This is a genomic window from Actinomadura kijaniata NBRC 14229 (genome assembly GCF_001552175.1).
Lineage (GTDB): Bacteria > Actinomycetota > Actinomycetes > Streptosporangiales > Streptosporangiaceae > Spirillospora > Spirillospora kijaniata.
Window position 1 is genome coordinate 19,366 of sequence record NZ_BCQR01000145.1, and the last position, 12,417, is coordinate 31,782.

The 12,417-nt window shown below is 73.3% G+C and carries 16 protein-coding genes; 12 read left to right on the forward strand and 4 right to left on the reverse strand.

Annotated elements, in window-relative coordinates:
- Positions 1-107: 107 nt before the first annotated feature.
- The 3 genes from AKI01S_RS36065 (at position 108) to AKI01S_RS36075 (ending at position 2,681) form a co-directional block, all read left to right on the forward strand.
- Positions 108-917, forward strand: a complete 810-nt coding sequence (locus tag AKI01S_RS36065; RefSeq protein WP_067828348.1) for a hypothetical protein — start codon at positions 108-110, stop codon at positions 915-917.
- A gap of 3 nt (positions 918-920) precedes the next feature.
- Positions 921-1,928 (forward strand): NUDIX domain-containing protein, encoded by a 1,008-nt coding sequence (locus tag AKI01S_RS36070; protein WP_067828351.1) that lies wholly within the window; start codon positions 921-923, stop codon positions 1,926-1,928.
- Between the two features lie 93 nt (positions 1,929-2,021).
- Positions 2,022-2,681, forward strand: coding sequence for a hypothetical protein (locus tag AKI01S_RS36075; protein WP_067828354.1), 660 nt, complete (start codon positions 2,022-2,024; stop codon positions 2,679-2,681).
- 77 nt (positions 2,682-2,758) lie between these two features.
- Here the strand turns inward: AKI01S_RS36075 and AKI01S_RS36080 are convergent, their stop codons facing one another.
- On the reverse strand, positions 2,759-3,085 hold the full coding sequence (locus AKI01S_RS36080; RefSeq protein ID WP_067828357.1) for a hypothetical protein: 327 nt from the start codon (positions 3,083-3,085) through the stop codon (positions 2,759-2,761).
- A gap of 143 nt (positions 3,086-3,228) precedes the next feature.
- Here AKI01S_RS36080 and AKI01S_RS52985 point away from each other — a divergent pair, with 143 nt between their 5' ends.
- From AKI01S_RS52985 to AKI01S_RS36125, 9 genes are all read left to right on the forward strand, one after another.
- Entirely contained in the window at positions 3,229-4,392 is a 1,164-nt protein-coding gene (locus tag AKI01S_RS52985) for a helix-turn-helix domain-containing protein (protein WP_067828360.1), read from the forward strand.
- A 289-nt stretch (positions 4,393-4,681) separates the two neighbouring features.
- Entirely contained in the window at positions 4,682-4,906 is a 225-nt protein-coding gene (locus AKI01S_RS36090; RefSeq protein ID WP_067828362.1) for a hypothetical protein, read from the forward strand.
- 49 nt (positions 4,907-4,955) lie between these two features.
- On the forward strand, positions 4,956-5,822 hold the full coding sequence (locus AKI01S_RS36095; RefSeq protein ID WP_067828365.1) for a DUF6248 family natural product biosynthesis protein: 867 nt from the start codon (positions 4,956-4,958) through the stop codon (positions 5,820-5,822).
- A gap of 41 nt (positions 5,823-5,863) precedes the next feature.
- Positions 5,864-6,883, forward strand: coding sequence for a deazapurine DNA modification protein DpdA family protein (locus AKI01S_RS36100; RefSeq protein WP_067828368.1), 1,020 nt, complete (start codon positions 5,864-5,866; stop codon positions 6,881-6,883).
- Between the two features lie 42 nt (positions 6,884-6,925).
- Positions 6,926-8,524: a DNA cytosine methyltransferase gene (locus AKI01S_RS36105; protein ID WP_218009946.1), complete on the forward strand. Its 1,599-nt coding sequence runs from the start codon at positions 6,926-6,928 to the stop codon at positions 8,522-8,524.
- Between the two features lie 77 nt (positions 8,525-8,601).
- Positions 8,602-8,937: a hypothetical protein gene (locus AKI01S_RS36110; RefSeq protein WP_067828370.1), complete on the forward strand. Its 336-nt coding sequence runs from the start codon at positions 8,602-8,604 to the stop codon at positions 8,935-8,937.
- 50 nt (positions 8,938-8,987) lie between these two features.
- Positions 8,988-9,182: a hypothetical protein gene (locus AKI01S_RS36115; RefSeq protein ID WP_067828373.1), complete on the forward strand. Its 195-nt coding sequence runs from the start codon at positions 8,988-8,990 to the stop codon at positions 9,180-9,182.
- A 64-nt stretch (positions 9,183-9,246) separates the two neighbouring features.
- Positions 9,247-9,534, forward strand: a complete 288-nt coding sequence (locus tag AKI01S_RS36120; RefSeq protein WP_067828376.1) for a DUF6247 family protein — start codon at positions 9,247-9,249, stop codon at positions 9,532-9,534.
- A complete protein-coding gene (locus AKI01S_RS36125; RefSeq protein ID WP_067828379.1) occupies positions 9,531-9,794 on the forward strand; it encodes a hypothetical protein in 264 nt (87 codons plus the stop codon). The genes AKI01S_RS36120 and AKI01S_RS36125 overlap by 4 nt, the downstream gene beginning before the upstream one ends.
- A gap of 16 nt (positions 9,795-9,810) precedes the next feature.
- On the opposite strand, the gene AKI01S_RS36130 is transcribed toward AKI01S_RS36125, so the two are convergent.
- From AKI01S_RS36130 to AKI01S_RS36140, 3 genes are all read right to left on the reverse strand, one after another.
- Positions 9,811-10,008, reverse strand: a complete 198-nt coding sequence (locus AKI01S_RS36130; RefSeq protein WP_067828382.1) for a hypothetical protein — start codon at positions 10,006-10,008, stop codon at positions 9,811-9,813.
- Positions 10,009-10,742: 734 nt separating this feature from the next.
- On the reverse strand, positions 10,743-11,045 hold the full coding sequence (locus AKI01S_RS36135) for a helix-turn-helix domain-containing protein (RefSeq protein WP_067828384.1): 303 nt from the start codon (positions 11,043-11,045) through the stop codon (positions 10,743-10,745).
- Positions 11,042-11,935, reverse strand: coding sequence for a replication initiation protein (locus AKI01S_RS36140; protein WP_067828387.1), 894 nt, complete (start codon positions 11,933-11,935; stop codon positions 11,042-11,044). The genes AKI01S_RS36135 and AKI01S_RS36140 overlap by 4 nt, the downstream gene beginning before the upstream one ends.
- Positions 11,936-12,417 lie beyond the last annotated feature (482 nt).

Consider the following 12,417-nt stretch of genomic DNA (forward strand, 5'->3'; position numbering starts at 1 on the left):
CCCTACGCCAGCAGGGCCGCACGGGGCCGAGGCCGCCACGGCGTCCACCACTGGCCACCTGTCAGGATTTCTTGACGCTCTCCGGGGCGTCAGGGAGACTTGACAGTATGAGGGATGAGGAGATCAGCCGCACCGAGCGGCTGAGGATCGCTGTCAGCGTGGCGGCCGCCGAGGTGTCGGACCTGGCCGCCCAGCTGGTGCCGACCTACGCCGATGAGTGGGAGTCGCGGCCCGCCGCGTCCGAGTACGCCCGGCGGGTCCGCGAGGCCGCCGAGCACCTGGTGGCGCTGGCGGTGGCCAGCGACCGCCGCCGGGGCGCGTCCTGGACCCAGGTCGGGGAGGCGCTGGGGATCAGCCGCCAGGCCGCCCACGAGCGTTACGACCCGCTGGTGCGGGAGCTGGACGAGGCAGCGGTGATCTGGTGGCTGACCGGCCGCACCCTGACCGCCCACGGCCAGGTGCCCGACGGCTACGCCGACCCCGTCGAGGCCGCCGAGCGGCTGACGCGGTGGGTCGGCCAGCACCCGGCCACCGCCCCGGCACTGCCCCGCACCGACCCGGGCGACCCGGTCGCAGGCCAGCCCGTGGAGGCCCACACCAGTACGCCCACCGCCCACGACTACGTGGCGCTGCTGACCGTCGCCGGGGCCCTGCTGGCCCGCCTGCGCTTCGACCTTCCGCCCGATGACCCCCAGCTGGCCGCCCTGGAGGTCGGCTACGCCCGGCGCAAGACCCAGGTCTACCAGCGAATGCTGGCCGAGGAGCAGGACCGGCCCGGCAGCACCGGCAACACCACCGAGACCCTGGCCGATCTGCTGGCCGGGGCCCGCGCCCGCCTGGCCGAGGTCCAGGCCGCCGTCGGCGACGAGGTCGGCCAGCGCCGCGTCCGCCGCACCCCCCACACCGAAAGGACCTGACCCATGACCAAGACCTGCGACAACGCCTCCGTAGGCGTCCTGATCGAGGACGGCCAGGGACGGCTGTTGCTGCTGACCCGGGCGACCCCGCCCGTGGGCATCGCGCCATGCGCCGGGCACGTGTTCGACGAGCACACCGTCACCGGGCCCGACGGCCGGGTGAACGTCGTCGCCTCCTACCGCGCGGCCGCTGCCGCCGAGGTCGCCGAAGAACTCGGGCTGACCGTGGTGGGTCACCTGGAGCTGGTCACCTTCGGCTGGCGCACCGCCGCGTGCCGCCGCATCCCCGGGCCCGGCGGCCCCGGCCACCACTGGCACGTCTACCGCGCCCAGGTCACCGGCGAACTGGCGCCCTCCACCCGCGAGACGCGCGGCGCCGAGTTCTACGACCGTGACGCCCTCCAGGCCCTGGCCGCCCGCACCATCGCCTACGCCTGGGACCAGGTCTCGATCCAGGAGTTCGAGGCCGACCCCGGTCTGGAGCCGGTGTGGGTCCGCTGGCTGGTCGAGGCCGGATGGATCACCGTCTCCGACGGCGACCTGTGGCAGATCGACCACATGTTGACCCTGCGGGCCCGCCGCGGCGTCACCGACGGCCGGATCCCGCTCACCATTCAGCACCGCACCCCCGACGGCGGCACCCAAACGCTGTGGGCCGAGGCCGACGACCTGGACCATCTGGCCCGCCTCCAGGAGCTGACCACCGACCCCCACAGGGCCGACGAGGTCATCCCCTTGTATGCGCGGCTGCACCCCGAGGGCACCGACTACCCGAGGGCGTTTCGCGCCGGGCGCATCACCCTGACCGAGATCGAGCGCCCGCTACCCGACCACGACGCCCCCGCCCACCCCGACGCCCTGGCCGTTCTCCCGCTGAACTGCCAGACCTGCGGTGAGCCGCTGATGCAGCGCCACCGCGACGGCCGCCCCTTCTCCTCCTACTGCTCCACCCGCTGCTCGGCGGCCGCCGCCGAGTCGGCCCGGCCGGGATCCACGGCCGCCCACCCGTGAAGCGCACGGGCCCGCCCTGATGCACCCAGGGCGGGCCCGCACCCCGAGTATCCCCCCACCACCGACCTGGCCGCCCCGGCCGAGGAGGACCCGATGCCCGCCTACGAACTGCGGATCACCGCTGAGATTGCGGCTGCCCCTGACGACGCCCCGACCGTGGTCGCCTTCCGCGCTGAGGCTCCGCTGGAGACCGGCACCGAGGAAGCGCTGGCCTGGACCCACCTGCACCGGCACCTGGCCGCCTTCCCCCAGCTGGCGGGCTGGTCGCGTGCTGAGCTGTACCGGGAGGCGTGGCCCGGCGGCTGGACCCGCCGCGTGCTGCTCACGCGCGAGGTGCCGACCACCGACCTGGTGAGCGGCGCGGCCGCCGCCCTGGCCGTCCAAGCCCGGCGCCTGGCCGCCGTCGCCCAGGAGGTGCCCGGCGCTTTGCCCGACGGCCGCGATCCCCTCCGCCTGGAGGAGGCCGGATGGACCGTCGCCCAGCTGGCCGAGACCGCCGACCATCTGACCAGCACCACCGCTGCCCTGGCCCACGCCCTGGACCCCGCCGCACCGGCCACCGGCCCGGCCGCCCGCGAAGGCGCCGGCGGTTCTGCTGTGCGCCCGCTGCCCAGCGAGGCCCAGGCCCGGCGGGCCGCCCGCGCGGCCACGGCGCTGGCCCAGGCAGGCGAGGCGCTGGAGAGTGCCGCCCGCGCCCTGGCGGCGGCCGCCGACCACCTGCCCACCCGCGACCCCGAACGCGCCGACCACTGACCCGCCCGGCCCGAACACGACACGGCCCCGGACCGGCCAGCAGGCCGTGTGTCCGGGGCCGTGCCTTCCCCTCCTCCTCAGCCGCCGCTGGACGCGGCGGCGCTCACGGTCGAGGAGGACGTGCGAGCGTTGGCGATCATCCCTCGCAGGGTGACCAGGGCGCCGGTGACGTCGTACGCCTCAGCGATCGGCAGGTCACGGCCGTCGGCCACCGCCAAGTACCACAGGCGACCGTCGTCGTCGGCGCGGACGGTGCACCGCACATCCAGCTCCTGGGAGGCGGTCAGCTGCACCCGCAGCCGCAGCATGTCACCGACGCCGACCAGGTCGGCTCCGATGTGGTGGGCGCGGCAGGCCATCAGCAGCGCCGCCAGCCGTGCCGGTCCTTGGGTCTCGCAGATCATCGTGGGTCCTCCCTGGGTGCATCAGGTGGAATCACCGCCCGTAGGCGGAGTGTCACTCATCCCAGCACCGGGGGGCGTCATGATGGAGGAGCCAGCCGCGCCCCCAGCCGCTGGCCCACACCTGGACGTCGAGGAGACGCAGGATGGACGCTCGCACCCCGCTCCCGGACATGCTGCGCGCCGCCCGCCGCGCGACCGGAATGAGCCAGGCGGAGGTGGCCATGGCCCTCTGCGCGCTGACCGGGACCGCTGCCCTGACCCGTCATGACGTGTCCCGCTGGGAGCGCGGCCGACGCCGCCCCACCGCCTGGCTGGAGGCGTTGGCGATCACGCTGGACCTGGACCCGCGCCAGCTGGCGGCCGCGCCCCAGTCGGCCGACGACCCCGACGCCGACCCGGCCGCCGCCGAGCTGCTGGAGCGCCTGGCCGCCAGCGACGTATCCGCCGCCACCCTGGACGCCATCACCGCCCGCGTGATGGACGCCCGCCGCGCCTACCCCGTCCAGCCGCCGCCGCTGCTGTATGAACAGGTCGGCCGCGACCTGCGCCGAATTACTCCGCTGCTGGAGGCCCGCGCCACCCTGGCCCAGCGCCGCGAGCTGCTGGTGGCCGCCGGATGGCTCGCGCTGCTGCGCGCCTGCCTGGCCGTGGACCTGGACCGCCGCGCCGCCGCCGACACCGCCACCGCCACCGGCCGCGCCCTCGGCCAGCACGCCGACCACGGCGACCTGATTGCCTGGACCCACGAGATCGCGGCCTGGCGGGCGCTGCTGGCCGACGACTACCCGGCCGTGCACGCCCACGCCGCCGCCGGACTGGCCCACACCGGCCCGGCCACCTCGGTCCGCGCCCAGCTGCACGCCCAGCGCGCCCGCGCCGCCGCCCGCACCGGCGACGGCCCGGCCACCCGCCGCGCCCTGGACGACGTCGTGGCCACCGCGGCCCGCCTCCCCGCCAGCGTCGGCCCCGCGGCCGCCGATCACTTCACCTTCGACGCCGCCAAGGTCGAGTCCTACCGCGCCACGACGCTGGCGTGGATCGGGGACGGGTCCCCCGAGGCCGAGCAGGCCGCCCGCCACGTCATCACCACCTACGCCGGACAGCGCCGCCTGGCCACCGCCCACCTGGACCTCGGCCTGATCCTGGCCGCCCGGGGCGAGCTGACCGAGGCCGACCACCAGGGCGTCCTGGCTGTCACCACCCGCCTCCTGGTCCCCTCCTCCCTGGCCCGCGCCCGCGAGCTGGCCGCCGTCGTCGCCCCTGCGCACGGCGACCTCCCTGACGCCGTGCGCGCCCTGGACGCCTGACGGCCACCGCTGGCCCTAACCCGACAGAACGTGAGTTCTGGAAGGTATAGCCACCAGAGTTTGCGCAGGTCAGCGCCCGACCGCTCCACGGCGGGAGTTACGGTCCCCGCGCGGTGATCACCATCCACAGCCGAAACCCCGATTTCCGCGCCCCCAACCAGAGATGATCATGCCGTTGCGCTGGCCTGGAAGTTTTAAAACTGCTATCCTGGAGTTCCTGCACCACCCGGGGCCGAGGTCCCGGAGGTCCACCGAGAGAAGTTTTAAAACTTCTCAGATGGGAGTCCCGATGATCACCGCCGCTCTGGTCCTGCTGGTCGCCCTGACCGCCGCCGTCTACCTGGCCCCCGGCCCGACGCTGGCCACCTCCGCGGCCCTGGCGGCGGCGCGCTGGCCCGAGGTCGCCGTCCTGGCCGTCAAGGTCGGCGTGGTCGCGGTCGTGCTCGTGGCCGCCGCCCTGATCTGGCGCGAGCTGCGCGCCACCGGACCCGGATTGATCTGGCACCGCGCCTGACCCGCAGCTCCGCCAGCCCGCCACCGACGCACTCTGAGGAGATCACCTGATGACCGCCACCCCGCCGCCGCTGACCGACGCTGTTGCCGCGCAGATCCGCGAGACCGCCTGGACCCCGGCCATGCGCCGCTCCTACCGCGATCTGCCGGGCTACTGGACCAGCTGCGCGTGCCAGTGGGGGTGCCCGGCCTGTGAACGGGGCGATCACCACCGCTGCCCCCGCCACGAGCCGCTGCGCCGCCCGATGGGCCACGTGATGCGGACCGGCGGGACCCACGCTGCGCACCACGCTGAACCCCACCAGCACCCCACCCCCACCGCGACCGGCCCGAAGCACACCACCCAGGCTCAGGTGTGGCTGGCCGACCACGCCTGCGCGTGGGAGTGCCGGTGCGGCTGTCGCAAGGACGACGACCAGGGCGACGGCCAGGACGTCGCCGACCAGACGGCACAGGAGACGGCGGAGGACGTCGCCGACCAGACGGCACAGGAGACGGCGGAGGGCGCCGCCAAGGAGACCACGGCGCGCGAGGCCGCCCCGGCCGCGCCCGAGCCTGCCAGCCTGACCGACGACCCGACCGACGCCCAGATCCTGGCGTGGGTCCGGGCGCGCGGCCTGGTCGACGCCGACGCCGACCGGGTCACCCCGCCGATGCGCCGCGCGTACGCCGCCCAGGTGCCCACCGAGCGCGCGGCCGCCGCCCGCCGCCAGCACGCCCAGGCCGAGCTAGAGCACCAGTTCGCCCAGGCGGCCGAGAACCGGGCCCGCCACGAGGCGAAGCAGGCCCGCAGGGAGCGCATCCGCGCGTGGGCCGAACAGCACCGCTACCCGGTCGGCCGGTCCATCCCGCCCAGCACCGAGCGCGCCTACCAGGTGGCCATGGAAGGCGCCGACGGCCAGCCCGGCCTGTTCTGATCGGGACAGTTTTAAAACTTCTTAGGGAGGGGGACCCCGCCATGGACACGTTCTACCTGGGTGTATCGGAGCCGCACTGGATCTGTGAGGGGTCCCCGCTCCCGGCCGGACTGCCGGTGTGCATCCCGCGCGGCCGCCTGCTGCGCAGGGCTACCCTGCCGGTCGCCAACCGGCCGATCTTCGTGGATTCGGGTGGTTTCTCGCAGCTGTCTCGCAAGTTGCCCCCGGGCCAGCGGTTCGCCGACTGGGACCTGACCCCGCACCAGTTCGTGCGCCAGGTGCGCCGCCTGTGCGCCGAGGTCGGCCAGGTCGATCACGTCGCCCCGATGGACTGGATGTGCGAGCCGCACATGGTGCGCCGGACCGGCCTGACCGTGGCCGAGCACCAGCGCCGCACCGTGCACAGCTTCCTGGAGCTGCGCTGGCTGGCCCCCGAGCTGCCGATCCGCCCCGTGCTCCAGGGCGACCCCAGCCAGGGCCCCGACGACCACCTTCGGTGCGCCGAGATGTACGCCCGCGCCGGGATCGACGTGGAGGCCGAGCCGCTGGTGGGGGTCGGCTCGGTGTGCCGCCTGGAGGCCACCCCCCAGATCACGGCCCTGTTCGCCGCCCTGCACGAGCAGTTCGACGGCCGCGCCCGGCTGCACGGCTTCGGACTCAAGATCCAGGGCCTGGCCATGGTGGCGCCCGCGCTGGCCAGCGCGGATTCCCACGCGTGGTCGCGGTGGGGCCGCGCCGAGGACCGGTGCCGCCACGGTCTGCCCCACCAGAGCGAGGCCAACTGCCCGCACTACGCGCTGGCCTGGCGGGACAAGGTGCTGGCGGCCGCCGCCGCGACCACCCCGGCGGCCTGGCGGGCCCGCGTGCAGGCGTACCGCCAGGGCGACCAGGAGGCGCTGTTTGCCGCCCCGCCCCCGGCCGCGCCCGCGCTGCCCACCAGCGCCGAGCGCCTGGCCACCGCGGCCCGCGCCTTCCTGCCCGAGGACGCCGAGGCCCCGCTTGCCGCCGCCCTGGCCGACTTCCAGGCCCACCTGACCGAACGCCAAGCAGAGCAGTTTTAAAACTGATCACCTGTTCGTCCCTCCCGTTCAAAGGAGAAGCACGTGTTCCGTCCGAGCGCATCCGACATCCCGTTCATCGACATCTTCTGTGGGGCCGGAGGATCCAGCATCGGCCTCACCGGTGCCGGGTTCCGGCTGATGCTGGCCGCCAACCACTGGCAGCGCGCCATCGAGACCCACAGCGCCAACTTCCGCGACGCCGAACACGTCTGCGCCGACGTCAACAACTACGACATGCGCCGCCTTCCGCCCGCCCGGGTGCTGTGGGCCAGCGTGATCTGTACCGAAGGGTCCCCGGCCGGCGGCCGCGCCAAGAAGCGCGGCAACTCCCGCGTTGAGCAGCTGGAGTTCCTCACCGAGGAGCAGGAGGCCGAGCGCCGGGAGATCGAGGACGCCGGATGGGAGCGGACCCGGGCGACCGCCCTGGACGTCATCCGCGCCACCGACGTGTGGGCCTATGACGTGGTGGTGGTGGAGAACGTGCTGGAGTTCGTCACCGACTGGCCCCGGTTCTGGTGGTGGATGGAAGGGATGACCTCCTTTGGGTACCGGGCCCGGATCGTGTCGGTGAACTCCGCGCACGTGTGGGGCCCGGACAACCCGCCCGCGCCGCAGTGGCGCGACCGGGTGTACATCGTGTTCGTCCGCGAGGGCATCACCATGCCCGACCTGGAGCCCCGGCCGCTGGCGCACTGCCTGGAGTGCGGCCAGGACGTGCGCGCCCGCCAGACCTGGAAGGACACGCCGCTGATCCGCCGGATCGGCAAGGTCGGCAAGTACCGCGACCAGTACGTCTACACCTGCCCCAACGCCGCCCGGCGCCGCCACGACACGCCGGAGGTGGAGCCCTACATCCTCCCGGCCATCTCCGCGATCAACTGGCACGACCTCGGCCCGCGGATCTGCGACCGCAAGCCCACCAAGGCCAAGCCCGAGGGGCTGGCCCCCTCGACCATGGCCAAGATCCGCGCCGGGACCCGCCTGATCAGCCAGGGCCCCACCGTGGTCCAGGTCAACCACGCCGGGCACGACGGCCGCCACGTCCCGGCCGATGCAGGTCCGCTGGCGGCCCGCACCGTGCGCGGCGGCGACGGGGTGGCCTCCCCTCCGCTGCTGGTCCAGGTCGGCGGGAACAAGCGCGCGGCCGCTCCGGTCTCGCACCCGATGCCCACCCGGATGGCGCGCGAGACCGACGCCCTGGTGACGCCCGCGTCGTTGCCGCCGTTCATCGTGGAGGCGCGCGGCGGCGGCAGCACCATCCGGCCGATCGACCACCCGCTGGCCACCGTGACCGCAGGCGGCAACCACCACGGCCTGTGCACCCCGGCCGACACGATCACGTGGGGCGACGGGCACAAGCTGGTCATCCCCTACCGGCGCGGCACCGCCACCACCACCGCCAGCCCGCTGCACACGGTGGCCACCCGCGATTCGGCCGGGCTGGTCAGCCCCGAGCCCGAGGTTGACGTCACCCAGTTCCGGTTCCGGATGCTCAAGGCCCGCGAGCACCTGCGCGCCCAGCGCTTCCACGACTCCTACATCGTGCTTGGCACCGGCGAAGAGCAGACCATGCAGGCCGGGAACGCGGTCTCCTGCAACGTGGCCCAGTGGCTGGGCGAGCGCATCGCGGCCGTGCTGTGACGCGCCAGGGCCGGGAAGGCCACGCCTTCCCGGCCCCTACGCTGGAAGTCCTAGAACTGCACTGCCGAGGAGGGACCATGCCCCGCACCACTAACGAGCCGACCGAGCCCGCCGAAGTCGTCGGCCTGGCCGAGCAGGCCGCGCAGATCCGCGCCGCCCGCGAGGACGGGCGCGCGGTCCCGGCCGGGCGGCTGCTGGGGCTGCCGGAACTGCCCGATGGGGACGTGTGGGTGGACATCGCTGGGGCCGCCGCCATCACCGGACTCCAGGCCAAGACCATCACCGGCTACCTCACCAAGGGCGGCCCCAAAGCGGCACCGTTCCCGGCCGCCCACCGGTTCCTGTACCGGCTGTACTGGCCGCTGTCGGAGGTCGAGGCGTGGGCCCAGGGGGCGACCAGCATCCGACGGTGACTCTCCCCGCACCCGTTCCCCCCGGCCGCCCCGCCCCCCAAGGACACCGCATGGACGACCTGACCCAGATCTCGCCCGCCCAACTGGGCGACGTGCAGTACATGGTCGTGGAGGTGGTGGACGCGACCACCTTCCGCGCCCGCGTGGCCTACACCGCCGATGGCGCCTACGACGCCGAGGGCGAGGGCCCGACCATTGCCGCCGCACTGGAGGCCGCCGTGGCCGACCTCATGGAGAACGACTGACCCCGCGCCCCGGATGTAACAGTCGGCGTAGCGTAGAGGCGACGCGCCCTGCGAGGAGGTGCCCGTGTCCGCTCAGCCCGTCGAGCCGCACGACCCGGCCAGCCCGTCGGCCATCCTGGCCACCCTGCCCCCGGAGTGGCGCCCGGTCTTCCTGACCGACTACCAGGCCGCCCTGGACGCCGCCCGCGACCCTGCCGGGTATGAGGCGCTGCCCCGCACGCTGCGTCGCTGGCGGGTGCGCGCCGCCGCCTACGCCGCGCCGGACTTCGCCGAGGCCCGCGCCGAGGCCGAACGGCCGGACCGCAGCGCGGCCGTGACGTGGGAGCAGCTGGCCGCCGAGCGCGGCCGGTGAACCCCTGGACGGTCGAGTACTCCCCCCGCGCCGCCGCCCAGACCCGCGGGCTCCCCGCCTCCGCGTTCGAGGCGCTGACCCACACCCTGGCCCAGGTGATCCGGGACCCGTGGGCCGCGACCTGGCCGGATCGGCCCGGCACGCCGTTCGCCGCCTGGCGCTGGACGTCGTTCGACGACGACCAGGGCGCGGTGCATGTCCGGCTGGACGCCGCCGAACGGCTGGTGTGGGTCTATGACGTCACCTGGATCGGGCCGTGAGGTCAGGCGCTGCGGGTCAGCGCGTGGCACGAGTCAGCATGACCGCCAGCTGGTCGGCATCGTGCCGTAGCCGCCGCGCGTGCCGGGCTGCATCCTCCAGGGCCGCCGCGGCGCTGCGCGGACGGCGCGGATCAGCGGCGTCCAGGGCCTGCTCGATCGCACGCAGCCGGGCCCGAACCTGATCTACCAGCGGCGCCGCGTCGGATCCGGTCATCGGACCACCTGTCCCAGCAGCTGTGCGCAGGCTCCCCGGCGCACCGGGTCCCCAGGAAACCGCTGCTGGCAGGCCGCGCCCGGCCAGCGTGCGGAGCGGCGGGGTGGAGCCTTCCGTATGCGGCGCGGAGGGTGGTAGGCGCGGGGGCGGGTGCGGGCCGGGGCTCGGTACCTGGGGGCCGACCGGACAGCCGGACCGGCCACGGTGCGCGGAGGCGCCGGCCGATTCGCGGTGCCCGACGGCACGGCCTGGCCGTGGTCGTTGCGGCCCCGATCATCGTCATTGTGTTCGCCCCCTCCGCGCGAGCTGGACGACGGCGACGACTTGGCCCCGGTTGAGGACGACGAGGGAGATACCGCCGGGGCCGTCGTCGGAGCGGGGCTCCCCGTGGGAGGCGCGTGCGGAGTAGGGGCGGGCGCGGCCGCGCGCGGAGAAGCCGGGGCCCCCGCGGCCGACGTGGCCGTTGGCCGGTCGCTGATGTTGCGGACGCCCAGGCCCGCGCCGACCAGCACTCCCCCCGCCGTGATGCAGGCCAAGGCGATCAGCGGCCAGCGCGGGGGCCGCAGGGGGGACAGGTCGGTCCGATCCGACGGCGGCTCAGGCGTGACGCGGAGCCGCCCCGACGGCGGTAGGTCGTCTAGGTGGTCAGCCATGCACCGAGCGTCCCCAGTCAAACGCGTGGCGTGGTGGACGCCGCTCGGAGTGTTGCCGAGGCGTGATCTCCCAAGTCTGATCTACGACACGACCTGGTCCGGATCGGCACTCTTTGCGGCCTGGCGCTGCTGCTCATATTTGCGGACATCGTGCAGCAGCCTGCCGACCGTGCCGACGGTACAACCCATCTCCTCAGCGATGTCCTTCAGCTTCAGGCCCTGTTTGCGCAACTCCGCCGCCTTGGCCCGGCGCGCGGCCGCGCGTTCCAGGTACTCCGAACGCGGCTCTGCGATCAGGCGCCGCACATGCCGCTCGGAGATCCCGAACTGTTCCGCCAGCTCCTTAGCCGACTTAGTCCGCCGCTCTGGTGTTGACGCGGTCATGCTCGTGCCTCCGCCAGTAGTGCCGCCCGATCCACCTTCGTGGCCCTGACCCGGTTGGCTTCCCTCTTAGCTTCCGAGACCACTTTGCCCCCCTTCCGGCCGCCCTTACGTCCTCTAGCCGTCTGGATCTCGGAGAACCGCGCTGCCGAGAAGTTCCGCCAGGTCCAGCGCGCTACCGATCGTGCGGTGTGCTCCACCTCGTTGAGGGGAAGCGGGATGGCGAACTCCCAGTTCACCGCAGTCGCATAGGCGTTTGCGACCTCTTCCCACTCGGCGCGGTCGTCGTAACGCAGCCGAGCACGGTACGCCCACAAGCGCACCCGGTTGAAGAGCGCGCAGTTCCGACCGAGACCGGAGGAATCGGCAGCCCGCCGGGGAAGCGACCGCGGCATGAGCTCACCGAGCGCATCCGCCATCTCCCGCAGGTCATAGAGATGATCAGCGCCCCACGTGGTGGTCCACTCGTCATGCAGCGGATTCTTGGTCAGCAGCCCCGCGTACCCCACGTCGCCATCCAGCGACCGCCGACACCCTTCCTCCACCCGCGCGGCGTATCGCATGGGAGCCAGCCGGGCCGCGTCCGTGCGGACCACCGGCGTCTTGAGCAGCCACCCTACGTGCCCCCGACCACTTGGGCCCTCCGCCACCCACGACACCGGCGGGTGCGTCAGCGGCTGCTGGAGCGCCCGTACCAGCGTGTCGGGGTGGTCGACGTCGATCACGATCATGCTCAGTAGCGCCGTCGGCGAATGTTCCAGGTAGCGGCGCGCCAGCGCCTCCGTTCGAGACATCCGTGTGCATCCTGCGCGCGGATCATCGGTCGCCAGCGGCCAGCGAGGCCGCCACGACCCTGTCCATAGCTCACCGTCACCCGTCTGCACGCGAAGCACACTGCCACCACACGCCCCAGTTTTCAGCTAGGACACGCCGCAGTGCAACGAGATCGTTACGCCGCGCCTAGCCGCGCTCTTCGACTAGGACCCGCCAAAGCCATATCAGACTGAGGATCTTCAACTAGGACATGCCAAAGCCATATCAGATAGTTCCGCTCCCGGGAGGGGGAGAGCGGGTGTCCGAGCATGGCGAGGGCCGTTGTTCCGGAGGGGCGGTACAGCCCGAGCGAAGCGAGGTCCATTGGTCAGCCTGAAGATCAACTGTTCACACAGACCTGTACACCAGTCCCTTTGTTCTTCAACCTCAGCCTCGTCACGGTCACCAACCTTTACATTGTAAAGCTATGAGCTCAGGCGCGACGTGGACGGCGCGACGCGGACGGCGCGACGCGGACGGCGCGACGCGGACGGCGCGACGCGGACGGCGCGACGCGGACGGCGCGACGCGGACGGCGCGACGCGGACGGCGCGACGCGGAC

Bases quoted from the DNA above. Each gene is read 5' to 3' on its own strand.
- AKI01S_RS36100 (WP_067828368.1), top strand. From the start codon at position 5,864: ATGGACACGTTCTACCTGGGTGTATCGGAGCCGCACTGGATCTGTGAG.
- AKI01S_RS36110 (WP_067828370.1), top strand. From the start codon at position 8,602: ATGCCCCGCACCACTAACGAGCCGACCGAGCCCGCCGAAGTCGTCGGC.
- AKI01S_RS36130 (WP_067828382.1), bottom strand. From the start codon at position 10,008: ATGACCGGATCCGACGCGGCGCCGCTGGTAGATCAGGTTCGGGCCCGG.
- AKI01S_RS36065 (WP_067828348.1), top strand. From the start codon at position 108: ATGAGGGATGAGGAGATCAGCCGCACCGAGCGGCTGAGGATCGCTGTC.
- AKI01S_RS36115 (WP_067828373.1), top strand. From the start codon at position 8,988: ATGGACGACCTGACCCAGATCTCGCCCGCCCAACTGGGCGACGTGCAG.
- AKI01S_RS36135 (WP_067828384.1), bottom strand. From the start codon at position 11,045: ATGACCGCGTCAACACCAGAGCGGCGGACTAAGTCGGCTAAGGAGCTG.
- AKI01S_RS36090 (WP_067828362.1), top strand. From the start codon at position 4,682: ATGATCACCGCCGCTCTGGTCCTGCTGGTCGCCCTGACCGCCGCCGTC.
- AKI01S_RS52985 (WP_067828360.1), top strand. From the start codon at position 3,229: ATGGACGCTCGCACCCCGCTCCCGGACATGCTGCGCGCCGCCCGCCGC.
- AKI01S_RS36080 (WP_067828357.1), bottom strand. From the start codon at position 3,085: ATGATCTGCGAGACCCAAGGACCGGCACGGCTGGCGGCGCTGCTGATG.
- AKI01S_RS36075 (WP_067828354.1), top strand. From the start codon at position 2,022: ATGCCCGCCTACGAACTGCGGATCACCGCTGAGATTGCGGCTGCCCCT.
- AKI01S_RS36070 (WP_067828351.1), top strand. From the start codon at position 921: ATGACCAAGACCTGCGACAACGCCTCCGTAGGCGTCCTGATCGAGGAC.
- AKI01S_RS36095 (WP_067828365.1), top strand. From the start codon at position 4,956: ATGACCGCCACCCCGCCGCCGCTGACCGACGCTGTTGCCGCGCAGATC.